Origin of the sequence: Streptomyces sp. TLI_053 (assembly GCF_900105395.1) — a bacterium.
In the GTDB taxonomy this organism is placed as follows: Bacteria; Actinomycetota; Actinomycetes; order Streptomycetales; family Streptomycetaceae; genus Kitasatospora.
The window spans coordinates 4833227-4855796 of record NZ_LT629775.1; the positions used below are offsets into that span (position 1 = coordinate 4833227).

At 74.7% G+C, this 22570-nt stretch carries 18 protein-coding genes; 8 read left to right on the forward strand and 10 right to left on the reverse strand.

Features of this window, described 5'->3' with window-relative positions; translation table 11 throughout:
* The first annotated feature begins 110 nt into the window (after positions 1-110).
* The 4 genes from BLU95_RS19475 (at position 111) to BLU95_RS19490 (ending at position 3937) form a co-directional block, all read left to right on the forward strand.
* Positions 111-1115, forward strand: coding sequence for an ABC transporter ATP-binding protein (locus BLU95_RS19475; protein WP_093861157.1), 1005 nt, complete (start codon positions 111-113; stop codon positions 1113-1115).
* The gene (locus BLU95_RS19480; protein WP_093861158.1) at positions 1112-1966 is read left to right on the forward strand and encodes an ABC transporter permease; all 855 of its coding nucleotides are present in this window, start codon (positions 1112-1114) and stop codon (positions 1964-1966) included. The genes BLU95_RS19475 and BLU95_RS19480 overlap by 4 nt, the downstream gene beginning before the upstream one ends.
* A gap of 98 nt (positions 1967-2064) precedes the next feature.
* Positions 2065-3291, forward strand: a complete 1227-nt coding sequence (locus BLU95_RS19485; RefSeq protein ID WP_093861159.1) for a sensor histidine kinase — start codon at positions 2065-2067, stop codon at positions 3289-3291.
* A gap of 25 nt (positions 3292-3316) precedes the next feature.
* Entirely contained in the window at positions 3317-3937 is a 621-nt protein-coding gene (locus tag BLU95_RS19490; RefSeq protein WP_030392485.1) for a response regulator transcription factor, read from the forward strand.
* Positions 3938-4008: 71 nt separating this feature from the next.
* On the opposite strand, the gene BLU95_RS19495 is transcribed toward BLU95_RS19490, so the two are convergent.
* From BLU95_RS19495 to purD, 4 genes are all read right to left on the reverse strand, one after another.
* A complete protein-coding gene (locus BLU95_RS19495) occupies positions 4009-4908 on the reverse strand; it encodes a phosphoribosylaminoimidazolesuccinocarboxamide synthase (RefSeq protein WP_093861160.1) in 900 nt (299 codons plus the stop codon).
* A 117-nt stretch (positions 4909-5025) separates the two neighbouring features.
* Positions 5026-6567 (reverse strand): N,N-dimethylformamidase beta subunit family domain-containing protein, encoded by a 1542-nt coding sequence (locus tag BLU95_RS19500; protein ID WP_093861161.1) that lies wholly within the window; start codon positions 6565-6567, stop codon positions 5026-5028.
* Positions 6568-6801: 234 nt separating this feature from the next.
* Positions 6802-8379: a M48 family metalloprotease gene (locus BLU95_RS19505; protein WP_093861162.1), complete on the reverse strand. Its 1578-nt coding sequence runs from the start codon at positions 8377-8379 to the stop codon at positions 6802-6804.
* Between the two features lie 648 nt (positions 8380-9027).
* On the reverse strand, positions 9028-10305 hold the full coding sequence (gene purD, locus BLU95_RS19510) for a phosphoribosylamine--glycine ligase (RefSeq protein WP_093861163.1): 1278 nt from the start codon (positions 10303-10305) through the stop codon (positions 9028-9030).
* A 469-nt stretch (positions 10306-10774) separates the two neighbouring features.
* Here purD and BLU95_RS19515 point away from each other — a divergent pair, with 469 nt between their 5' ends.
* Positions 10775-11560: an SLATT domain-containing protein gene (locus BLU95_RS19515; protein WP_400752275.1), complete on the forward strand. Its 786-nt coding sequence runs from the start codon at positions 10775-10777 to the stop codon at positions 11558-11560.
* 133 nt (positions 11561-11693) lie between these two features.
* On the opposite strand, the gene BLU95_RS19520 is transcribed toward BLU95_RS19515, so the two are convergent.
* The 3 genes from BLU95_RS19520 to BLU95_RS19530 all read right to left on the reverse strand — a co-directional run bounded on the left by BLU95_RS19520 (position 11694) and on the right by BLU95_RS19530 (position 14604).
* Entirely contained in the window at positions 11694-12341 is a 648-nt protein-coding gene (locus BLU95_RS19520) for a putative DNA-mimic protein (protein WP_093861165.1), read from the reverse strand.
* Positions 12342-12461: 120 nt separating this feature from the next.
* The gene (locus BLU95_RS45580; RefSeq protein WP_093861166.1) at positions 12462-13556 is read right to left on the reverse strand and encodes a GntR family transcriptional regulator; all 1095 of its coding nucleotides are present in this window, start codon (positions 13554-13556) and stop codon (positions 12462-12464) included.
* A 250-nt stretch (positions 13557-13806) separates the two neighbouring features.
* Positions 13807-14604, reverse strand: coding sequence for a carbon-nitrogen family hydrolase (locus BLU95_RS19530; RefSeq protein ID WP_093861167.1), 798 nt, complete (start codon positions 14602-14604; stop codon positions 13807-13809).
* 174 nt (positions 14605-14778) lie between these two features.
* On the opposite strand from BLU95_RS19530, the gene BLU95_RS19535 reads away from it, so the two are divergent.
* Both BLU95_RS19535 and BLU95_RS19540 read left to right on the forward strand, forming a co-directional pair.
* Positions 14779-15600, forward strand: a complete 822-nt coding sequence (locus BLU95_RS19535; RefSeq protein ID WP_093861168.1) for a maleylpyruvate isomerase family mycothiol-dependent enzyme — start codon at positions 14779-14781, stop codon at positions 15598-15600.
* Between the two features lie 149 nt (positions 15601-15749).
* Positions 15750-16589 (forward strand): BRO-N domain-containing protein, encoded by an 840-nt coding sequence (locus BLU95_RS19540; RefSeq protein ID WP_093861169.1) that lies wholly within the window; start codon positions 15750-15752, stop codon positions 16587-16589.
* Positions 16590-16648: 59 nt separating this feature from the next.
* Here the strand turns inward: BLU95_RS19540 and BLU95_RS19545 are convergent, their stop codons facing one another.
* The gene (locus BLU95_RS19545) at positions 16649-18037 is read right to left on the reverse strand and encodes an MFS transporter (RefSeq protein WP_093861170.1); all 1389 of its coding nucleotides are present in this window, start codon (positions 18035-18037) and stop codon (positions 16649-16651) included.
* An 86-nt stretch (positions 18038-18123) separates the two neighbouring features.
* Entirely contained in the window at positions 18124-19359 is a 1236-nt protein-coding gene (locus tag BLU95_RS19550; RefSeq protein ID WP_093861171.1) for a M64 family metallopeptidase, read from the reverse strand.
* 384 nt (positions 19360-19743) lie between these two features.
* Between BLU95_RS19550 and BLU95_RS43335 the strand changes: the two genes are divergently transcribed.
* Positions 19744-20820, forward strand: a complete 1077-nt coding sequence (locus tag BLU95_RS43335; RefSeq protein ID WP_093861172.1) for a hypothetical protein — start codon at positions 19744-19746, stop codon at positions 20818-20820.
* 344 nt (positions 20821-21164) lie between these two features.
* Here BLU95_RS43335 and BLU95_RS19560 read toward each other — a convergent pair whose 3' ends face one another.
* Positions 21165-22568 carry a dihydrolipoamide acetyltransferase family protein gene (locus BLU95_RS19560; protein WP_093861173.1) on the reverse strand — a complete coding sequence of 468 codons (1404 nt, stop codon included), beginning with the start codon at positions 22566-22568 and terminating at the stop codon, positions 21165-21167.
* Positions 22569-22570 lie beyond the last annotated feature (2 nt).

A 22570-nucleotide genomic window follows, 5' to 3' on the forward strand; every position in this document is an offset into this window, starting at 1 on the left:
GAATCCCGGAGGCACCCATGACATTTGTCACCGCCCACCCGTGGATCCGCACCGGGTTCCGGTGAGACCGCGCACTGCCCGCGCGGCCCCGCCGGCGGAAGGCTTGGGACATGGAAACGAGCCAGTCCCACGCCGCCGGCGACCACGTGATCGAGGTCACCGACCTGCACCGCCACTACGGCACCGGCAGTGACCGCTACCACGCGGTCCGCGGCGTCGATCTGACCGTCGGCCGCGGCGAGCTGTTCGCCCTGCTGGGCACCAACGGGGCCGGCAAGACGTCCACCATGGAACTCGTCGAGGGCCTCGCCGCCCCGACCGGGGGCCGGGTCCGGGTGCTCGGGCACGACCCGCACCGGGAGCGGGCCGCCGTCCGCCCCCGGATCGGCATCATGCTCCAGGAGGGCGGCTTCCCCGGCGACCTCACCGTCGCCGAGACCGGCCGGGCCTGGGCCGGCATCACCAGCCACGCCCGTCCCCTGGACGAGGCGCTGGAGCTGGTCGGCCTCGGCCACCGCCGCGGGGTCCGGGTCAAGCAGCTCTCCGGCGGCGAGCGCCGCCGTCTCGACCTGGCGATGGCGCTGCTCGGACGGCCCGAGGTGCTGTTCCTGGACGAGCCGAGCACCGGCCTCGACCCCGAGGCCCGCGCCGCCGTCTGGCAGCTGGTCCGCGAGCTGCGCGCCGAGGGCACCACGGTGCTGCTCACCACGCACTACCTCGAGGAGGCCGAGGAACTCGCCGACCGGCTGGCGATCATGCACGGCGGGCAGATCGTCGCGGCCGGCACGGTGGCCGAGGTGATCGCCGGACGCCCGTCCCGGATCGGCTTCGAACTGCCCGCCTTCACCGGCACCTCCCTCCCGCCGCTGGCCGGCGCCACCGTCACCGTCGACGGCCGGAAGGTCACCGTCAAGACGCCCGCCCTGCAGGCCACCCTGACCGAGCTGCTCGGCTGGGCCGACCGGCACGGGATCGCGCTCGGCGCCCTCGACGCCCGCAGCGCCTCCCTGGAGGAGGCCTTCCTGGCCATCGCCTCCGAGGCGGGCCACCGGCCCCCGGCCGACACCCCCGCCGCTCCCCCCGCCCGCCGCAAGCTGATCGGACTCGCCCGATGACCACCGCCACCACCACCGCCGGTCCGCAGCGCGCCCGCTCCTCCGCCGCGGGCCCGCGGAGCACCGTCGTCCGCCGGCTGCTCGCCCTCGGCCGGGCCGAGGGAGTGCTGCTGCTCCGCAACCGGACCGCCCTGTTCACCGCCGTCCTGCTGCCGGTGCTGCTGATCGGCGGGCTCAAGAACGTGCTCGACCAGCAGGCCAAGGACAGCCCCGGCCTGGACGTCGACTCGCTGCTGGTCAACGGCGCGGTCGGCATGGTGCTGGCCTTCGTCGTCTACTACAACCTGACCGCCGCCTACGTGGCCCGCCGCGGCGAGCTGGTGCTCAAGCGGCTGCGCACCGGGGAGGCCCGGGACATCGAGATCATGGTCGGCACCGCCGTCCCCTCGGTCGGTCTGGCCCTGCTGATGTGCACGGTGATCGGTGTCGTCGGCGCCTCCGCCCTGCACCTCACCGCACCGGTCAACCCGCTGCTGCTGGTGGCCGGCCTGGCCCTGGTCGTCGCGACCCTGATGGCGCTGGCCGCCGTCTCCAGCGCCTTCACCCGGACCGTGGAGAGCGCCGGCATCACCACCATGCCGGTCCTGCTGCTCACCCAGTTCGGCTCCGGGCTGTTCGTCCCGCTGGAGGTCATGCCCGAGCGCGTGGCCGACATCTGCCGCCTGCTGCCCACCACCCCGGCCTTCCAGCTGGTCCGGGTCGGCTGGTTCGGCACCGACGGCTCCGAGGCCCCGACCGGGTTCGCCGGCAGCTGGGCCGCCGCCGCTCCGCACCTCGTCACCGGGAGCGTCTGGCTCGCCCTCGCGGTCTGGGGCGCCGTCCGGTACTTCCGTTGGGAGCCGCGCCGCTGAGCACCAGTCCGCCCGGTACGGATCCGAAGGCCCGCTCCCCGTTCGACCTCTGATAAGAAGGCCGCAGCACGATCATGACGGAACGGGGAGCGGAAGAAATGGATGTCGTGAATCCGGTGCGCGCATGGCGGGGCCGTTCCAAGCCCCAGCGCTCCGAGCTCTACCTCCGCTGGTCGCTCTACCTGATGGCGCTGGCTCCGCTGCCGGTCACCGTGCTGATCAACTCGGCCGACCCGGACTCCGGCGCCGAGCCCGCGTCCAGGGTCGCCCTGGTGCTCGGCCTCGCCCTCACCCTGGTCACCCTGCGTGCCTACCGCACCTCGCTGGACCACTACCTCAAGCGGCCCACCGACCACCTGCGCTGGCTCGCCCTCACCGGCGGCGTCGCGGTGGCCGGCGCCTGGGTGCTGCTGCTGCTCGGCCCGCGGGTCGACCCGGTCCCCGGCGGGGAGCAGGTGGTCTTCACCCTCCCGATCGTCAGCACCATGCTGTTCTCCTCCTTCGGCCCGGCCTCGGTCGGACTGCCGCCGCGCCGGGCGGCGCTCGCCGGCGCCGCGGCGCTGCTGGCCGTCGCTCCCGCGATGCTGCTGGTCGGCGCCGAGCCCGGCACCACCGCCGGGATCCTGGTCGGCAGCGGCCTGGTGATGGTCTTCATCGGCTGCAGCTGCCGCAGCTTCGCCTGGCTCCAGTCGGTGGTCCAGGAGCTGGACACCGCCCGCGAGGCGCAGGCCCGGCTGGCCGTCGCCGAGGAGCGGCTGCGGTTCTCCCGCGACCTGCACGACGTGATGGGCCGCAACCTCACCACCATCGCGCTCAAGAGCGAGCTGGCCGTCCAGCTGGCCCGGCGCGGCCGCCCGGAGGCCGCCGAGCAGATGGCCGAGGTGCAGCAGATCGCCCAGGAGTCCCAGCGCGAGGTCCGCGACGTGGTCCGCGGCTACCGCACGGCGGCCCTGCACGCGGAGGCGGTCGGCGCCCGCGCGGTGCTCCGCTCGGCCGACGTGGCCTGCGAGATCGACCTCGGCGAGCACGCCGAGCAACTGCCGGAGGCGGTCCAGTCGGTGCTCGGCTGGGTGATCCGCGAGGCCACCACCAACGTGCTCCGGCACAGCGAGGCGGGCCACTGCTCGATCAGGCTCCGCCACGAGGGCGGCCGGGCCCTGCTGGAGCTGGAGAATGACGGGGTGCCGGCCGTACCGCTGCCCTCCCAGGGCGGCGGTACCGGCCTGAGCGGCCTGCGGGAACGGCTCGCCGCCCACAACGGCGAACTGACCGTCCCGGACGCCGGGCCGGGACACTTCCGGCTGCTCGCCAGCGTCCCGCTCTGACCCCCGCCGTACGGAAGGCCCGCCGATGACCGACCCCGCGCCCGTCCGCGTCCTGCTCGCCGACGACGAGCACCTGATCCGCGGCGCGCTCGCCGCGCTGCTCTCCCTGGAGGAGGACATCGCCGTGGTCGCGCAGGCGGCCTCCGGACCGGAGGCGCTGGCGATGGCCGAGGCGCACCGGCCGGACATCGCGGTGCTGGACCTCCAGATGCCCGGCCTGGACGGCATCGAGGTGGCCACCCGGCTGCGCGCGCTGCTGCCGGACTGCCGCTGCATGATCGTCACCGGCCACGGCCGCCCCGGCTACCTGAAGCGGGCGCTGGAGGTCGGCGTCCGGGGGTTCCTGCCGAAGACCGTCTCCGCGGCGGACCTGGCCGGGATCATCCGGACCGTCCGGGCCGGCGGCCGGTACGTCGACCCGGAGCTCGCGGCGGACGCGATCTCCGCCGGGGAGACACCGCTGACCCCGCGCGAGACCGATGTGCTGGAACTGGCCGCCGACGGCACCTCGATCGCCGGGATCGCGGAACGCGCCTCGCTCTCCCAGGGCACCGTGCGCAACTACCTGTCCTCGGCCGTCGCCAAGCTGGGCGCGGAGAACCGGCACGCGGCGGTGCGGATCGCCCGCGAGCACGGCTGGATCTGACCGCCGACCCGCGGGCGGCCCGGCCCCGGGCCGGCCGGGCCGCCCGGGTCGGGCCGGGGCTCAGGCCCAGGTCAGGCCCAGGTCAGGCCGGTGATCCGCTCGTACGCCTCGACGTACTTGGCACGCACCCGCTCGACCACCTCGGCCGGCAGCTCCGGCGGCGGCTGCTCGCTCTTCCGGTCCCAGCCGGAGGCCGGGGAGGTCAGCCAGTCGCGGACGATCTGCTTGTCGAAGGAGGGCTGGGGGTGGCCCGGCTCCCACTCGTCGGCCGGCCAGAAGCGCGAGGAGTCCGGGGTGAGCACCTCGTCGCCGATCACCAGCTCGCCGTCCAGCAGGCCGAACTCGAACTTGGTGTCGGCCAGCAGGATGCCCCGGTCACGGGCGATGTCCCGGGCCCGGGAGTAGACGTCCAGGGTGGTCCGGCGGAGCTGGTCGGCCAGCTCGGCGCCGACCCGGCGGGCGGTCTCCTCGTAGGGGACGTTCTCGTCGTGCTCGCCGACCTCGGCCTTCAGGGCGGGGGTGTAGATCGGGGCGGGCAGCTCGGACCCGTCCTCCAGGCCCTCGGGCAGCGCGACGCCGCAGACGGTGCGGGAGACCCGGTACTCCTCCAGGCCGGAGCCGGCCAGGTAGCCGCGGGCGACGCACTCGACCGGCACCATGTCCAGGCTGCGGCAGACCAGGGTGCGGCCCTTCCAGTCGGCCGGGGCTCCGGCCGGGACCTCGGTGGAGACCACGTGGTTGGGCACGATGTCGGCGATCCGCTCGAACCACCACAGCGAGAGCTGGGTGAGGATGCGGCCCTTGTCCGGGATCTCGTTGGGCAGCACCCAGTCGTAGGCCGAGGTGCGGTCGCTGGCGACCATCACCAGCTCGCCCGACTCGGCGCGGTACAGGTCGCGCACCTTGCCGGTGTGCAGGTGGACCAGGCCGGGCACCTGGACCGGCTCGGGCTTGGTGACAAATCCGCTCAAGATCGTCTCAGTCCTCAGGGGTCGTTCGCGGGCGTGGGGCGCGAAAGGGGAGGTCACTGGGGTCGAGTCTGTCATGGCCACCGGCCCGGCCCGGGGGCCGGACCCGGACCGCGGCGGTCAGCCGTTCTTGCAGAGCCGGTCCAGCAGGTTCGCGGTGGCCCGCTGGATCCGCTCGTCCGTGAGCCCCGGGCGGTCCAGCGCGGGCGACCAGGCGAAGGTGCCGGAGGCGAAGACGTACGCGCCGCTCGGCGCCCGGTAGAGCGAGGTCTCCTGGTGCCGGACGCGGCCGGCCAGGTCCCGGTACGGGGAGTGCGCGAGCAGCACCCGCTCGCTGTGCTCGGGCAGCGCGACCTTGGGGTAGTAGCGGTCCGCCTCGCCGGCCACCAGCCCGGGCAGTTCCTCGCCCTCCTGGACGCCGGTGCCGTCCCAGAGCCAGTGCGCGGTGTGCCGGGCGACCAGCGGGACGGGTGCGGCGACCCGGCCGGAGTACTGCAGCCCGAGCAGGTGCTGCTCGGGCTCGCCCGCGTCGCGCCACAGCGCGCTGGCGGCGCCGGGCACCCCGGCCGCGGGGCTGCCCGGGCCGACCTTCTGGCGCTTGCGGCAGTTGAGCATCCGGTTGGGCTCGCCGGAGGGGCCCGGGCTCAGCTCGACCCGCCAGTACATGGTGTTGGCGGAGAGGAAGACCAGCGAGGTGCCGCCGTCCCGGGCCCGCTCGGCGGCGCGTCGCATCGGCTCGGACCAGTACTCGTCGTGGCCGGGGAAGACCAGCGCCCGGTGCCGGGAGGCGTCGACCAGGCCGGCGTGCAGGTCGGTGGCGGTGGCGTAGGAGAGGTCGTAGCCGTAGCGCTCGGCCCAGCGGATGAAGTCGTAGGCGTGGCCGACGTGCAGCGGCAGCCCGGCCGTGGCGTGCGGCCGGTCGAAGGAGACGGTGACGGCCGCCTCGGGCTCGCCGACCAGCCGGCCGCCGTCCCAGGCGTGGTAGAGGCTGGCGCCGCTGCGGCCGTCCTCGGGGAAGAGGTTGTACGCCTGCCAGGTCACGTCGGGCAGCACCAGCAGCAGCTCGGCGGAGCGGTTCTGGTCCTCGAAGTCCCGTACCGTGAAAGGGATGTGGCTGCGGTGCAGCATGTCGGCGGTGGTGAGCACGGCGACGTAGGCGCCGGGCCGCCAGTGCTGCGGGACCTGCAGCCGCCAGGTGTGCCACCAGTGGTGGCAGGAGACGGTCCGGCCGACCACCATCGGGGCCGGCTGGGACATGCCGGCGATCAGCGGACTGGACGTCATGTGGTGGGCGCCGTCGCCCGCGTAGTGGCCGATCCGGAAGACGTCGACGGTGAACTCGCGGGGCGGGTTGACGGTGACCCGCAGGTCCACCGAGCCGCCGGGGCGGACCACCCCGGCCGAGGCGAAGCCCTTGATCTGCTGTTCCTCGTCGTTGGCGCCGAGCGGGCTGCCGACCGCCGGTCTGCCCCGCACCCCGGCGGACAGCGGGCGCTGCCCGGGCGCGTCCACCGAGACGTACCAGGGCACCTCGGCGCCCTCGGCACCGGCGACGTACTGGTCCGGGCTGCGCAGCCAGGGCAGCGGGCCCTGGCCGAAGGGGTCGGAGACGCTGTGCGCGTGCGTCCCGGACTCCCAGCGGCGGTTGAGTTCGGTCCCCACGCGCGCCCCTCCCAGGTGCACCTTCGCCGGTTGGCACGTGCCTCCCGGATGTGCGTGCGGTCTAATACACCACACCGTGCTGGCGCTGCGTCACCCCACGGTAGCAACTAGTGGCGGGAATCTTCCGGGCCGTCGGAAGGACGGCCTCCGGCCTGCGAAGACCCGGGGCTGCCGGTCCGGCCGGGGGCGCTCACCACCGGGGCTCACGCCCCCGAGCCGCCGGCCGGGGCGGGGTCAGAGCCGGACCGGCTTCTCCAGCCGGACGTCCGCGGCGTCCAGCCAGGCCCGCAACGGCCCGTCCTGGCCCTGTTCGACGGCCTGGGCGACCGGCTCGGCCAGGTCGGTGCGGCGGACCCCGCCGAGCAGCAGCACCGGGCCGTCCAGCCAGTCGAGCCCGGGGACGGCGCCCGCGGTGTCCACGGCGGCGCAGCAGACCATCGCGGTGACGTGGTCGACCAGGACGTCCCGCCCGGAGCGGACCGGTTCGAGCAGCGGCGCGGGCGTGGTGGCGCGGGCCAGCTGGGCGGCGAGCGCGGCGGCCAGCCGCTCGCCGTCGCCGTCGGCCAGCCGGCCCAGCAACCGGGTCAGGGTCGGGGCCCCGGGGCGGGCCTGCGGGGCGAGCAGGTCCAGCGCGGACTGCAGGGCGGCGGCGCGGGCCCGCCAGCCGGCGTCCACCACCTCGGCCGGGTAGTCGACCCACTCCAGCTCGCGCCAGGCGCCGGAGGCGGGCGCCCCGAAGAACAGTTCGGCGGCGAGCCGGGAGACCGCGGCGTCCACCTCGCCGGGCTCCTCCAGCAGGTCGCAGGCCGGGCGGTCGCCGAGCCGGCTGCTGTAGCCGTCGGCCAGCCGGTCGCGCCGGGACAGCTCGGTGAGCGCGGCCACCACTCCGGCGTTCAGGTGCGCCGGGTGCCGGCCGAGCCGCCAGGCGGGCAGCGCGACCCGGGTGAGCAGCCGGTCCCAGCCCGCGTAGGCGAGGCCGACCTGCTCCTGGGCCGCGATCCGCAGGCCGTAGTCGACGCCGCGGGCCTGCTCGGAGGCCCAGCCGGCGACGGAGCGCTCCAGCTCGGCGGCGTGCTCGCGGCAGGCGCCCAGCAGCCGGCGGGTGATCCGGTCGGTGAGGCGGTCGGTCAGGGCGACCGGGCCCCGGCGGGGCGGGCGCGGTGCGCAGCCCCCGGGGAGGCCGGCCGGTCCGTCGGCGGGACCCGCGTCCAGGCTGGCGTCCAGGGCGCGCAGGAAGTGCCGGGCGGCGGCGATCTCCGGGTCCGCGGCGGCCGCGGTGCCGGCCACCACCGGGGCGAGCAGGGCCCGCAGCTCACCGGCGCGCATCCACCAGAGGAACGGCGAGCCGACGACCAGCACCGGGGCGGTCGGTTCGTGGCCGGCCGCCCGGGAGCGGCGGGGCCCCGGCGCGGGCACGTCCTCGAGCCAGCTGTCGCAGTCCGGGGTGAGCGCCACGGCGGACGGCGCGGGGACCTCCAGCCGGTCCGCGAGTTCGTCGATCAGCCGGTACAGCTCGGGGGCCTGGGCGCGGTCCAGCGGCACGGCCGGGGTCTGCGGCGGAACGGCCCGGCGGTAGGCGCGGGCGGCCAGCCCGGCCACCAGGAGGGTCAGCGCGGCCACCGCGCAGACCGTCCAGCGGGCGATGTCCCAGCCCACCCCGTCGGGGGAGCCGGGGGCACCGATCCGCCCGGTGAACCGGCCGGCGAGCAGCACCACCGCGGTGGCGGCGGGCAGCGCGGCGGCGGCCAGGGCGAGACCCCGGATCCGCAGGACCGCCTGGGCGTGAGCGCGCGCGGTGTCGACAGCGGCCATACGGTGCGGCACCCCCTTCGGAGCCCCGGGACACCCGTGACGGGGCCCTGAGCCGATTCGAAACGATCAGTTCCGACCGGGAAACGGTGGTGTCCGAGCCCCGGTAGTACATGCTGCGTGGCGCTTCCGACATTTTCGACGCCCGGGTCCGGGTGGGTGTTCCGGATCGGCCCGGTTTCCACTCGTCCCGGTGACACCGCCCGAAAACCGGACGGCCGCCCCCGGGAAGCGCCCGGCGGGTCCGGTCCGGCCGGACGCCGTCCAGCATCCCCCCGCACGACCGCCCTCACCCGGCGGCGGCCGGAAGCCGCCCGACCTGTGGTGCCGTGGTCCAGCGCACCATAAGGCCGGGCAGCGGGTTACGTCAGCCGGATGCGGTCGCTGTCACTCGATGGGCTGGATTCCGGGGACCGAACGGTGTGGCGGCACCGGGCGCCGCTCCCGTCCCACCCGGCCCGGAAACACCGGGGCGCGCTGCGTCCATGGGGGTTGTCCCGGTGCGCGAGGAGGGTGCCGGGGCTCGGACCGGACGTGCCCACGGGGGCCGCGCCGACGGCCCTGGCGAGGCGGGCACGGCCCGGAACGCCCGGGCCCCCGGCGCGCGGAGGCGTGCCGGGGGCCCGGGGACGGAACGGGGGCGGGCGGCCGCTACTGCGCGGCCTTCAGGGCGATGTCCCCGCGGTGCTGGCCGCCGGCCAGTGAGATCAGCCCGACCGACCGGTACGCCCGCTCGCGCGCCTCGACCAGGTCCGCGCCGGTCGCGGTGACGGACAGCACCCGGCCCCCGGCGCTCAGCACCCGGCCCTCGCCGTCCGCCTTCGTCCCGGCGTGCAGCACGTAGGCGGTGCCGTCGGCGGACTCCGCCTCGGCCAGGCCCTCGATCGGGTCGCCGGTGCGCGGCGCGGCCGGGTAGCCCTCGGCGGCGATCACCACGGTGACCGCGGCGCCCTCGTCCCAGCGCAGCGGCTCCAGCTCGTCCAGGGTCCCGGTGGCCGAGGCGTGCAGCACGCCCGCCAGCGGGGTGCGCAGCCGGGCCAGCACGACCTGGGTCTCCGGGTCGCCGAAGCGGGCGTTGAACTCGATCACCCGGGTGCCGCGCGAGGTCAGCGCCAGACCGGCGTAGAGCAGGCCGGAGAACGGGGTGCCGCGGCGGCGCAGCTCGTCCACGGTCGGCTGCAGCACGGTCGCCAGGACGTCCTCGACCAGGCCCTCGGGGGCCCAGGGCAGCGGCGAGTAGGCACCCATGCCGCCGGTGTTGGGACCCTGGTCGCCGTCCAGGGCGCGCTTGAAGTCCTGGGCGGGCTGGAGCGGGAGGACGGTGGTGCCGTCGGTGATCGCGAAGAGCGAGACCTCGGGGCCGTCCAGGTACTCCTCGATCACCACCCTCCCGCCGCCCGGACGTCCGGGACCCGCCGCCAGGCAGGCCTCGGCGTGGGCCAGCGCCTCGGCGCGGTCGGAGGTGACCACGACGCCCTTGCCGGCGGCCAGGCCGTCGTCCTTGACCACGTAGGGCGCGCCGAAGGCGTCCAGGGCCTCGGCCGCCTCGGCGGCGGTGGTGCAGAGGTAGGAGCGGGCGGTGGGCACACCGGCGCCGGCCATCACGTCCTTGGCGAAGGCCTTGGAGCCCTCCAGCAGGGCGGCCTCCGCGGACGGGCCGAACACCGGGACGCCGGCCGCGCGCACGGCGTCGGCGACGCCCGCGACCAGCGGGGCCTCCGGGCCGACCACGACCAGTTCGGCGCCGAGCCGCCCGGCGAGCGCGGTGACCTGCGCGCCGTCGAGCTGGTCGACCGGGTGGACCGTCGCCACCTGCGCGATCCCGGCGTTGCCCGGGGCACAGTGCAGCTCGGTCACGGCGGGATCTTGGGACAGAGAGCGGCACAGGGCGTGTTCGCGGGCGCCGCCGCCGATGACGAGGACCTTCACGCTGGGCAAGGGTAGTCGGTGGCCGGTTCCGGCCGCTCTCCGGTCCCGTAGGAAGAGACGATCGAGGGGGTCGGGTACACGCACGGCCTCGGAGGATCGTCCAGTCCCGGGGTGCCGGAGTCGCGCCGCGGTGCCCGGGTCAGGACAGCGGGTCACCGGCGGCTCCCTCGGACGGGTGAAATCCCGCCGACCGCCGCAACCCTCCCACCTCGGGATCCGGTGGCCGAATCCGATAACGATCATTGGTGAAGCGCCCCCATGGTCAGCCATTTGGCGGTAAGAAGTGCTGTTGGACCACCGCCGGCGGCCGTCGGCGGTGCCGCCCCGGGACGCCCGCACCCGCCCCGGAACGGCGGCGTGTTCGGCGCGTTGTCCGGCGTTTCACCGGCCGTCAGGCCGACGACACGTCAGTCCGCGCAGAGTCGGGACCAGCCAGACCAGCCGTCCGCCCGCCAAGGGAGCCCCACAGGTGAGCCAGCCGGAAATGCAGCCCGAGGAGAGTGCCTGGGGCAAGGAGATCGGCGAGGAGGACCCGCCCGCCGCGACCCTCGCGCACCGCGCGTCGACCCGCCGCCGGTCCGACCTGAGTGCCCGCCAGTTCCCGCTCGGGGACTGGGGCGAGCCCGCCGAGCGGCTGGAGGAGCTGTACCGCTGGTCCGAGGAGCGGGCGGTCGAGGCGATCGACTGGTACCGCCGGGACCGGATCTGGAAGCGCCGCTGGGCCAGGCTGCTGCGCTTCGGCACCACCGGCTTCGCGGTCGGCGGGGTCACCGCCCCGCTGGTCGACCTCACCGGGACGGTCGCCCACGCCACCGAGTGGGGCTACGTCGGGCTGGCGCTGGCCGGCGCCTGCTACGGCGCGGACCGGGCGTTCGGGCTGACCTCCGGCTGGATGCGCGACGTCTCCACCGCGCAGGCGCTGCAGCGGCGGCTGGAGGCCTTCCAGTTCGACTGGGCCTCGGAGTGCGTCCGGGAGGTGCTCGGCCCCACCGAGGGGACGGCGGGCGAGGCCGCCGAGCGGTGCCTCGGGGTGCTGCGGCGCTTCTGCGAGGACGTCTCGGACATGGTCCGCACCGAGACCTCGGAGTGGATGCTCGAGTTCCGGGCCGGGATGACCCGGCTGCCCACCCAGGCCTCCGGCAGCTGGGGCGGGCGTACCGAGCCGGGCGTCGGGGCCCAGGTCCGGGTGCTGCCGCCGCCGGGGGCCAGGCCCACCATGCCGCGCCAGCGGCCGCCGGAGGGCCCGCTGCGGTAGCGGGGGCGGGCGTCCGGGCGCGGGAGGGCGCCGGCCGGCCGTCGGCGGGCAGGGGGCGGCGGATCGGCGGGCGGTGGGCGGCGGGTCGGCCGACCGTGGGTCGGCCGGTCGCCGGTGGCCGACGCCCGGCGGCTCAGGCGAAGACGACCATCGAGCCCTGGTGCAGGCTCCGGGTCGCCGCCGCGTACAGGCCCGCCCAGGCGTGCCGCTCGCGGGCGAACGGGTGCAGGTCGTCCAGCGGCGGGCCGAACGGCTGCTCCAGGCCGGTCGGACCGAGCGGCCTGGTCGGCGCGGGCGGGTCGAGGAGGTCGATGCCCAGCGCCGGGGCCACGGCCTGGAGCTCGCGCAGCAGCCCGTGGCTGGAGCCGAGCGGCCCGCCCGAGGCCAGCAGCGACTCCTCCACCAGCGGGGCGGCGAACTCGATCGGCACATAGGCGCCGGCGTGGTCGAAGTGCCAGACCAGGTGCGACTGCTCGGCGCTGCTCTCGAACATCTCCAGCAGCTGCTCGTAGTCCCCGCCCAGCGCGTCCACCGGTGTGATGTCCAGGCCGGTGAGGCCCAGCAGGTAGGCCCGGCGCAGGAAGTGCAGCGAGTCGTAGTCGAAGGCGGCTATCGGCTCGACCGCCCCGCTGAGCCCGGGCACGTACCGGTAGACCGGCATCTCGGGCAGGCCGTTGCCGGCCAGTACCCGGTTGTAGAGCGCGAGGTCGTCCCGGAACGGGTTGTCGGGGCTGTGGCTCAGTACGTCCACCAGCGGGACGAGCCAGAGGTCGCAGGCCATGGGCCGGCTCTTCCTCTCCGGGCGGCGGGAACCGGCCGCGCGGGGGCGGACGGCGGACGGACGGGGGTCGGTACCCGGACGGTCGGTACGAGGAGCGGCCGGGACGAACGACCGCCCACCCTACCGGCCCGGCGCGCGATGCGGATCGGGCCGTCCCTCGGGCAGTTGGCCGGACGGCGGTTCGGGCAGCCTGCGGCCGAACCGTCCGTACGGGACCGACCGCGGCTGCGGCACCAGACCGAGGCCCAGACCCAGTTCACGGCCCAGTTCACGGCCGAGGTCGCGCTCCCGGCCCGGGGCGCCGTCGGCCTCCCGGCCCGGTTCCGCCGGGTGGCGCGCGGCACCCGGCGCCGGCTGCTCCGGCCCGGTGTCGCCCGGGGACCGCGGCCGCGGGTCGCCGTCCGTCTCCGCCTCCTCCCCGGTCCCGGATGCAACGGCCGCCACCGGGCCGTCCCCGGCCCCGGGACCGCCCGGTCCGGCGACCGGGCGGCCGGTCAGCAGCGGCAGCACCCCGACCGACTCCACCTGCTGCCCGGCCAGCTCGGCCAGCAGTCCGACGGTGAAGAGGTTGTACTCGCAGACGATCCGGTGCGCGCGCGGCACGTCGCGTGCCGCGATCGCGTCCACCAGGTCGAGGTGGCTGTCCCAGCAGACGCCGCCCAGCTGCGGCATCGACCGCAGGTACCGCGCGGCGAACATCCACGACTGCACCCGCAGCCAGTCCAGGTAGTCGGCGATCCGGCGGTTGCCCAGCAGGCCGGCGACCTCCTGCCAGAACCGGCGGTCGCAGCCCACCATCACGTCCAGGTTGCCCGCCCGGGCCGCCCGCACCGCGGCGTCGGCCCGGCGGCGCAGCGAGGGCAGCCGACTGTCGTCCGGCGGGCCGGGGTTCACGGCCAGCCGACGGAAGTAGCTGTCGGTGATCAGCACCCGGGACTCGAAGATCTCGCGGAAGTCCTCCCAGCCGAACTCGGGAACGGTGAAGCCCCGGTGGTGCTCGGCCCGGAGCAGCCCCTGTCCGGCGAGGTCGACCAGCGCCTCGCGGGCCGGGGTCGCCGAGACCTCGTAGAGCTCGGCGATCTCCTTGACGGTGAAGTTCCGCCCGGCCGCGAGCCGGCCGGCCATCATCTCCTCGCGCAGCGCGCCCGCGATCTGCTCGCGCAGGCTGTTGCGCTGGATCGCGGGACGGGAGCCGCCCGCACCGGTGCCGAACATGCGCGCGACCTCCTCGGGCGGGCCGGCGGCCTGACGGGACGGACCGGCGGAAGAACGGCTGGTAACACGACGAAGGCTCATCTTCTCAAAAAGGACACCGCTGTGTACAAGCCCCCCACATGCGCCCGCCCGCGTCCCCGCCCCGTCCTGCCCCTTCTCTTCTCCTCTGCGCTGTTCCCCACTGCCCGGCCCGGCCCCCGGCCGCGGTCCGGAGCCGCACCGCCCTTCCGGCTCGCGGACGGGGAGGGCGTCAGCGCTGGACCGGCGCCGGGATGCCGAGCAGCCGGTCCCGGTGCACCGGGAACTCCGCCCGCGCCTTGGCCACCTCGGCCGGATCGAACTCCACGGTCAGCACCTCCTCCCCGGGCCCGGCCTCGCCCAGCACCCGGCCCCACGGGTCCACCGCGATGCTGTGACCGGCCTGCTCCACCCCGCCGTGCGTGCCCGCCGTGTTGCAGGCCAGGACGTACGCCTGTTCCTCCACCGCGCGGGCCCGGTTCAGCAGCGTCCAGTGCTCCCGCCGCCGCGCCGGCCAGGCCGCCGGGACGACCAGCACCTGCGCCCCGGCGTCCAGCAGCGCCCGGAACAGCTCCGGGAAGCGCAGGTCGTAGCAGGTCGCCAGGCCCAGCGTGCCGACGTCGGTGGCCGCGGTGACGATCTCCTGACCGGCACCCATCACCACCGCCTCGCCGCTGTCGAAACCGAAGCGGTGGATCTTGCGGTAGGTGTGCACCAGCTCGCCGTCCGGGGCGAACAGCAGCGAGGTGTTGTAGATCGGCCCGTCCGGATCGCGCTCGACGATCGAACCGGCGTGCAGCCAGACGCCGGCCGCCTTCGCCGCCGACGACATCGCGTCCGAGGTCGGCCCGTCCAGCGCCTCGGCGCCGTCCGACCAGAGGTCGTAGGCGAAGCCGCCGAGGGCCCACAGCTCGGGCAGGACCACCAGATCGGATCCCCGCTGGGCCCGCACCAGGGCGGCCGCGCGGGCCCGCCGTTCGGCCGGGGGCTCCGTGTCGGAGACCACGAGTTGGATCAATGAAGCGCGCACAGTACCACCGTCCACGGCAAGAGTCCTACGATCGTCACCCGAAAGCGCTGCCCTGCTCTCACCCGGCAGCGTAACGTGCGGTTAGCGTGTGCGCCCGGGACCCGGACCTTCCCGACCGGTCCCCGAGCGCGCGACACGCGTGGCAAGGCAGCTGACGGAGGGCCGGAGATTCCCGTGACGGACAACCAGACCGTGCAGGCGTACACCGACGCGTGGACGCAGTCCATCGAGGCGATATCCGAACTGGTGGCACCCCTGCCGGAGGGCTCCTGGAACCGGGCCACCGAGTGCCCCGGCTGGTCGGTCCGGGACGTGGTCTCGCACGTGATCGCCGTCGAGTCCGAACTCCTCGGCGACCCGCGCCCGATCCACGCGCTGCCCCGCGACCTGCTGCACGTCACCACCGAGGCCGCCCGCTACCTCGAACTGCCCGTCGACAAGCGCCGTTGCCACACCGCGCTGGAGATGACCGGCGAGCTGGACTACACGATCATCCGCCGCTCCCGGGCGCTGCGGAACGCCAAGCAGCTGCCGAACGAGCCGGTCCGCTGGCCGGCCGGCCCGCAGAGCCGCGACATCCCGTACCACGAGCTGCTCCGCCTGCGTGCCTTCGACGTCTGGGTGCACGAGCAGGACCTCCGCCGCGCCCTCGGCACGCCGGGCAACCTCGACTCCCCGGCCGCGCTGGTCTCCCGCGACGTCCTGCTCCAGGGCCTGCCGAAGGCCGTCGCCAACCGGGCCGGCGCCCCGGCCGGCAGCACCGTGGTCGTCGACGTCACCGGCCCGGTCGAGTTCCTGCGCACCGTCCGGGTCGACTCCTCCGGCCGCGGCAGCGTGGACGAGTCCATCAGCCTGGCCCCCGACGTCCAGCTCACCCTCGACTGGGAGACCTACGTCCGCCTCGCCTGCGGCCGCGGCCGGCCCGGCTCGGTGATCGTCGAGGGCGACCGGGAGCTCGCCGACCGCGTCCTGGCCAACTTCTCCGTCACCCCGTAGCCCTCCGCGTCACCCGCCCGGCGTACACGCACCGCGCGCGCCGGGTGGGTGCGCCTCGTGCTCCCGTACGTCACGTTGGAACCAGTACCCCCCCTGTTCGCCGCCGTTGTTCCGGTCAGCATCACCCGGAAGAAGGAGGGGCGTCCGAAATGGACGACGAACAGACAGTGCAGGGGCGGATGGAGCTGGTCCGGTCGAGCTTCCCGGTCACGGGCCAGCCGATCAGGGTCGTGATGATCGACGGCGAGCCGTGGTTCGTCACGGCGGACGTGTGCACGGTGTTGGGCCGCATGAACCCGAGTCGTGTCCGCCAGGTCGTCGGAATCGAACACACGCGAGTGATCAACTCGCGCGCGATTAACCTAACTTTTGGGAAGGTTAATCGCGTTTCCGCAGGTGAAAAACCCTACGAGCGTGGCAATCCGATGCTGAACGTGATCAGCGAAGCCGGCCTCTACAAGCTGATCATGCGCTCGAACAAGCCGACCGCCAAACCGTTCCAGGACTGGGTCACCCGGGAACTCCTCCCCTCCGTCCGCCGGGGCGACACCGACATCCCCACCCAGCAGCGGCGGATGGCGGAGACGCTCACCGAGGCGATCGGGCAGCAGGTGTACGTCGTCGCGCGGATCGAACACGAGGACTGGCCGGGCCTGACCGTCCACTCCGACGGCACGGTCCACTGCCGGCACGGGGAGATGTCCCTCCGGCTGCCCGGCCAGGACGACAGCGGGCCGCCGTTCGGCCCGTACTTCGAGTGCCGGGGCGGGGAGAGCGTCGGGATCCGGGGGAGCCAGCCGGTCCCGGGCTGCCCGAAGCTGCGGATCGTGGACCTGGTCCGGATGCGGGACGAAGCCCGGTCCGAGCCGGCGGCCGAGCCGACGCGTGACCACGCCCTCATGTACGCGGTGGTGGACTGCGGCCGGATCGACCGGATCCACGGAACGCCCCGGCAGTTCGCCGAGTTCATGCGCGAGTGCGCGGACTGACCGAACGGGGGAACCCTCGGTCCGACCGAGGGTTCCCCCGTTTCCGCAGGTCGGGAACCTTAGCCGGAAGCCGCCGCCAGCCTCCGGCGCAGCCGCAGGATCATCACCGTGCCCACCGCCATCGGCACGTACTGCCAGCAGAACGCCCACCGGAAGGCGCTCGCGGAGTACCCGGCCGCGCCGTCCGGGGTGAGGGTGTCGAGCAGCACGCCGATGCCGAACAGCGTGATCATCGTGCCGATGAATCCGCCCATGTTGACGATGCCGGAGGCCGTGCCGAGGCGCTCGACGGGGTTGCGGGCGCGGGCGTAGTCGAGGCCGACCAGGGACGCCGGGCCGTTGCTGCCCATCACCAGGACGACCGTGACCAGCAGCCAGAGCGGCGGGTGCCCCGCGGGCCAGGCGAGGGTCACCGCCCAGAGCAGCGCGGTGACGCCGATGGTGGTGAGCACGATCGGCATCCGGGCCCGGGAGGTCCGGGAGAGCAGTCGGCCGAAGAGGAAGCCGAAGCTCATGTTGGCGAGCACCAGCAGGGTGAGCACCCCGCCCGCCCCGGTGCGGGTCATGCCCTGGGCCTGGACCAGGTAGGGCAGGCCCCACAGCAGGCCGAAGGCGTTGCCGGGGAACTGCGTGGTGAAGTGGATCCAGAGCCCGAGCCGGGTGCCCGGCTCCCGCCAGGCGTCCCGGACCTGCTTGCCGACGGCGGGGCGGGGCCGTCCGGCCGCCGCGACGGCCGGCGCGGGCCCCTCCGGCGACTCGCGGAGGAACAGCGCGACGAGCGCGAAGACGGCGATGCCGAGCAGGGCGATGGCGGTGAAGGTGGGCGTCCAGCCCTCGCTGTGCAGGGCCTGGGCGAGGACGACGGTGGTCACCAGGTTGCCGCTCATCCCGGCGAGGCCGGTCAGCTGGGCGACGAGCGGGTTCTTCGCGGCGGGGAACCAGCGGGCGGCGATCCGCAGCACGCTGATGAACGTCATGGCGTCGCCGCAGCCGAGCACGGCCCGGGAGGCCAGCGCGGGGCCGAAGGCATCGGAGAAGGCGAAGGCGAGCTGGCCGGTGCTGAGCAGCACCACGCCGAGCAGCAGGACCTTGCGCGGGCCGAACCGGTCGACCAGCACGCCGACGGGTATCTGCATGGCCGCGTAGACGAGGACCTGGAGGATCGAGAAGGTGGAGAGCGCCGAGGCGCCGATGCCGAAGCGGTCGGCGGCGTCCAGACCGGCGACCCCGAGGCTGGTGCGGTGGATGACGGCCAGGACGTAGACGCTCGCCCCGATGGACCAGGCGGTCCAGGCGGCCCGGCCCCCGGGCGGCTGCCAGGGACCGGCGGCCGGAACGGCGGCCGGACCGGCGGCCGGACCGGCGGTGGTGCCACCGGTGCGGTCGGCTGTGGCGCGAGGAGCGGAGGCGGACAGGGGGCGGGCTGAACGGGCGGGCTCCACGGTCATAGTGGCCCCAGATTAGTCATCCCATCATTGGATGCCCAGGGTGACGGCCACCACGGAGCCCGCCACCGGCCCCTTCCCGCTCCGCCTCAGCCGGCCACCGTCCAGGAGACCGCGCGCGTCATGTAGCGCTCCCGGAACGCCTCGTCGCGCACCCAGTCCGTGGTGTCCCGGACGGTCGCCGTGACGGTCGCGGCGTGCCCGGGCTCCAGCGGCAGCGACGCGGTGTCCAGCCAGCTGCGGTCCGCCGCCTGGGGCTCGACCGGGACGCCGTCCACCGTCCAGTCCACCCGCAGCTGCCGGGCGCCGGTCAGCGGGACCGGCCGGACCTCCAGCCTGGGCCGGCCGGTGACGTCGCCCGGGGCCGGTACGGCGGCGTCGGTGGGCCGGATCCGGCGGTAGATCTCCTCGATGATCGCTTCCCGCGAGGGCAGGTTGTAGGCCCCGCCGAGGGTGCGCATCACCGAGTCCGGGGTGGGCCGGTAGATGCCGTTGGCGCTGCGGTACGCGCCGATGGTCCCGGCGCCGTCCGGGGACTCCGCGCCGAGCCAGCGCCACCACTTGGACTGCTTGCGGCGCATGTCGTCGGCGTTCTCGGTGGAGAGGTTGGGGTAGTCGGCGTCGTCGGGCGCGCTGTCGTACTCGTCGCCGAGGTCGCCGACGGTGTGCCCGATCTCGTGCTGGATGATCCGACCGGCGTCCGGGCTGCCGCCGGCCAGGGTGGTCACCCCGGTGCCGCCGGCACCGCCGTACTCGGTGGAGTTGGCCAGCGCGATCAGGTACTGCGGGCCGTCGCCGCGGCCGGCGAACCGGGCCGTCGCCTCCTCGTCGGCGCAGAGCAGCCGCGCGGTGCCCTCGCACCAGAAGTGCATGCCGAGCGGGGTGGCGGGGCTGCGGCCGCGGCTCTCGGTCTCGGCGATGCCGGAGACCGGGGAGACCACCTCGACCCGCCTTATGTTGAAGAACCCCTGGTAGCTGCGGAACGGCTCGATCTCCATCAGCGCCCGCCAGGCCCGGTCGGCCTGTTCGCGGAACACGTCCTGCTCCTCGGCGGTGTAGCCGTCGCCGAGCAGGACCAGGGTGATCCGGTTGGCCGGGTCGCCGGTCCGCCGTATGTCGACGGTCGGCGCGTCCCCGGCGGTGCGCAGATCGGCGTGCTGCACCGCGGTGTGCGGCGGGACCGCGCGGTCCGCCGGGGCGCCGGCCCCGATCACCCCGAACGGTGAGGGCCCGGCCAGTTCGAGCGCGGCCGGGAGTACGGCGGTGGACACCAGCACGAGCGCGGCCAGACTCCGGACGATCCGGCCAGGGTTGCCAGGCGGCATACGGGTGCGTCCTCGACGTTCCGGTCACCCGCGTCGCCCGGGTGGTGGACGCGAAGACGTACCCGCCCCGGCGTGTCGCCCTCACCGAACGGCGAAAAAGTCACCGAACTGGCCGAACCACAAGAATCTGACCAGTCATACCTATGAGTCCAACCAGGCGGATGTCGATCACCGACCGTGACCTTCGATCCACCGAAAATAATCGTGAGAATCTTTGGTTCGTCCTGCAACTGACGCCCCGGGATCGCTGTCTGTACCAGCGAAGGACGCGGGAGAGAGCATGACCGGCCAGACCGGGGGGCGCTTCCGACGCGATGGAGCGATCCGGCCACCTTCGAAACCCACACCACCGTCACCACGACATCAGACCTCGGGGGTCCTGTCATGCGCACGTCCACCATGCCCTCTTCCGCCAAGAGCACCGTCGTCCGCCGTCGCGTCGCGGCCGTCGCCGCCACCGTCCTGCTCGCCGGCTCCGTCCAGCTCCTGACCGCCGAGTCCTCCTGGGCCTGCGGCGCGTCGGACGGGGCGGCCGCGGCCGCCACCGCGAAGCCGGCCGCGCCTGCCGCCCCGAAGGCCGGCACCGCGAAGCCCGGCACCGACGCCGGGAAGGCCGCGTCGGCCGCCCACGACGGAGCCCCCGGGATCGGCTTCTTCATGACCCCCTCGCTGGCCGTCACCGCGGGCGGGCCGAAGGTCGACGTCCCCGTCGAGATCGGCAACTTCACCGGGGCCGCCTACCGCAACGTGGTGCCGACCCTCTCGCTCGCCGCCCACCTGGCCGGCAACGGCGAGGGCGGCGTCTCGTACCTGGACTCCAAGTACCTGGCCGTCGAGTACAACGCCGACGGCAGCTGGCAGAAGCTCTCGCTGCGGCGCGGCTGCGACCCGACGCTGTTCGCCACCCCGGCCAAGGGGGTCCCGGTCGCGGACGGCCACGCCAACCACGTCACCTTCCGCGTGAGCGTCGCCGCGGGTGCCCCGGCCGGCCTGGACCTCCTCTACGTCGGCCTCGGCGCCACCGCCGAGGACGGGTCGCGCAGCGAGTGGGCGCAGAAGGAGATGACGGTCAAGGTTCCCGGGACCGCGAAGCCCGCCCCGGCCAAGCCGGCCGAGCCCACCGCGAAGCCCACTGCCAAGCCCACCGCGAAGCCGACCGCGCCCGCGAAGCCGGCCGCCAAGCCCGCGCCCGTCTCCGACGCCACCCCGGCAGCCACCGCGAAGCCGACCGCGCCCGCCGCCGCGCCCGCGAAGCCCGCCGCGACCGCGCCCGCCGCGCCGGCCGCACCGAAGAGCACCCCCGCCGCCGCCCCGGCCACCACCGCCCCGGCCGGCACCCCGGAGCTCGCCCAGACCGGCGCCGACACCCCGAACGGCCTGCTCGCGGGCCTCGCCGCCGGCCTCGCCGCCCTCGGTGCGGGCATGGTGCTGACCGTCCGCCGCCTGCGCGCCCGGCGCTGACCCGGACGCGGACGCCGGCGCCGACGACACCGCCGCCGTCCTCGACCGACGGACCTCTCCGGGGCCCTCCCCCGTGCCGCGACCGGCACCGGGGGAGGGCCCGCGCCGTGGGAGGTCCGGAAGTTCCGGCGGAACCGCGACAACCCCGACCGGAGCCGGACGTCCCACTCGTCAGAGGACGAAACCTGGAGCCGCACCATGCACGAGCAGACCCGCCACCGCACCGACGTCGACCGCACCGACGACGACACCGCTTGGTCCTGAACACCACCGGGACCGAGAACGAAGGGGCCCGGCTCCGCACATCGGTGCGGAGCCGGGCCCCTTCGGGTCTCCCGGGCGGGTCAGCCCCAGGTGATCAGGCGCTTCGGGTGCTCCAGGATGCCCGCGATGTCGGCCAGCACCTTGGAGCCCAGCTCGCCGTCCACCAGCCGGTGGTCGAAGGAGAGGGCCAGCGTGGTGACCTGACGCGGGACGACCTTGCCCTTGTGCACCCACGGCAGTTCCCGGACCGCCCCGAAGGCGAGGATGGCCGCCTCGCCGGGGTTGAGGATCGGGGTGCCGCTGTCGACGCCGAAGACGCCGACATTGGTGATCGTGATCGTGCCGCCCTGCATGTCGCCGGGCGCCGTCTTCCCCTGGCGGGCCGTCTCGATCAGCTCGCCGAGCGAGACCGCAAGACCGGACAGGGTCCGGGCCCCGGCGTCCTTGATGTTGGGGACGATCAGGCCGCGCGGGGTGGCCGCGGCGATGCCGAGGTTCACCTGGCCCTTGATGACGATCTCCTGGGCCGCCTCGTCCCACTGGGCGTTGATCCCGGGGTGGCGCTTGACCGCGGTCAGCAGCGCCTTGGCGACCAGCAGCAGCGGGCTGACCCGGACGTCCCGGCCCAGCTCGCCGCTCTCCTTGAGCCGGCGGACGAACTTCATCGTCCGGGTCACGTCGACCTGGACGAACTCGGTGACGTGCGGGGCGGTGAAGGCCGAGGCCACCATCGCCTGCGCGGTCGCCCTGCGGACACCCTTGATCGGCACCCGGACGTCGCCCGCGCCGGGCAGCACCACGGCGGTGGACACCGGGGCGGCGGCGGCCGGCTCGGCGGCCGGGGCCGGCGCCGGGGCGGCGGCGGCCGCCGCGTGGGCGTGCAGGTCGTCACGGGTGATCACGCCGTCCGGACCGGTCGGGGTGACGACCCTCAGGTCGATCCCGAGGTCCTTAGCGAGCTTGCGCACCGGCGGCTTGGCCAGCGGCCGGTCGCCGGACACCTCGACGGCCGCCACCGGCACCGGGGCCGGGGCGACGACGGGCGCCGGAGCCGGCACGGCCGCCGTGGCGGTGGCCGTGACCGTGGTGCGCCGCGCCCGGCGCTGGCTGCCGCCGGTCCGCGGACCGTAGCCGACCAGCACCTCGCGCCGCTCGGGCTCGGGCGCCTCGGGGGCCTCGGCGACGGGGGCCGGGGCCGGGGCGACGGCGGCGGGTGCCCCCGCGGCTCCGGCCACCGCGACCGAGATAATCGCGGTACCGACGTCGACCGTCGCGCCCTCCGGGAAGAACAGCTGCTCGACGACCCCGTTGAACGGGATCGGCAGCTCCACGGCGGCCTTGGCGGTCTCCACCTCGCAGACGACCTGCCCGTCGGTGACGGTGTCACCGGGCTTGACGTACCAGCTGAGGATCTCGGCCTCGGTGAGGCCCTCGCCCACATCGGGCATCTTGAACTCGCGGAGCGAGCGAACTTCGGTGGTCATCG

Bases quoted from the DNA above. Each gene is read 5' to 3' on its own strand.
- BLU95_RS19475 (WP_093861157.1), top strand. From the start codon at position 111: ATGGAAACGAGCCAGTCCCACGCCGCCGGCGACCACGTGATCGAGGTC.
- BLU95_RS19480 (WP_093861158.1), top strand. From the start codon at position 1,112: ATGACCACCGCCACCACCACCGCCGGTCCGCAGCGCGCCCGCTCCTCC.
- BLU95_RS19485 (WP_093861159.1), top strand. From the start codon at position 2,065: ATGGATGTCGTGAATCCGGTGCGCGCATGGCGGGGCCGTTCCAAGCCC.
- BLU95_RS19490 (WP_030392485.1), top strand. From the start codon at position 3,317: ATGACCGACCCCGCGCCCGTCCGCGTCCTGCTCGCCGACGACGAGCAC.
- BLU95_RS19505 (WP_093861162.1), bottom strand. From the start codon at position 8,379: ATGGCCGCTGTCGACACCGCGCGCGCTCACGCCCAGGCGGTCCTGCGG.
- BLU95_RS19520 (WP_093861165.1), bottom strand. From the start codon at position 12,341: ATGGCCTGCGACCTCTGGCTCGTCCCGCTGGTGGACGTACTGAGCCAC.
- BLU95_RS45580 (WP_093861166.1), bottom strand. From the start codon at position 13,556: ATGTTCGGCACCGGTGCGGGCGGCTCCCGTCCCGCGATCCAGCGCAAC.
- BLU95_RS19540 (WP_093861169.1), top strand. From the start codon at position 15,750: ATGGACGACGAACAGACAGTGCAGGGGCGGATGGAGCTGGTCCGGTCG.
- BLU95_RS19545 (WP_093861170.1), bottom strand. From the start codon at position 18,037: ATGACCGTGGAGCCCGCCCGTTCAGCCCGCCCCCTGTCCGCCTCCGCT.
- BLU95_RS19550 (WP_093861171.1), bottom strand. From the start codon at position 19,359: ATGCCGCCTGGCAACCCTGGCCGGATCGTCCGGAGTCTGGCCGCGCTC.
- BLU95_RS43335 (WP_093861172.1), top strand. From the start codon at position 19,744: ATGCGCACGTCCACCATGCCCTCTTCCGCCAAGAGCACCGTCGTCCGC.
- BLU95_RS19560 (WP_093861173.1), bottom strand. From the start codon at position 22,568: ATGACCACCGAAGTTCGCTCGCTCCGCGAGTTCAAGATGCCCGATGTG.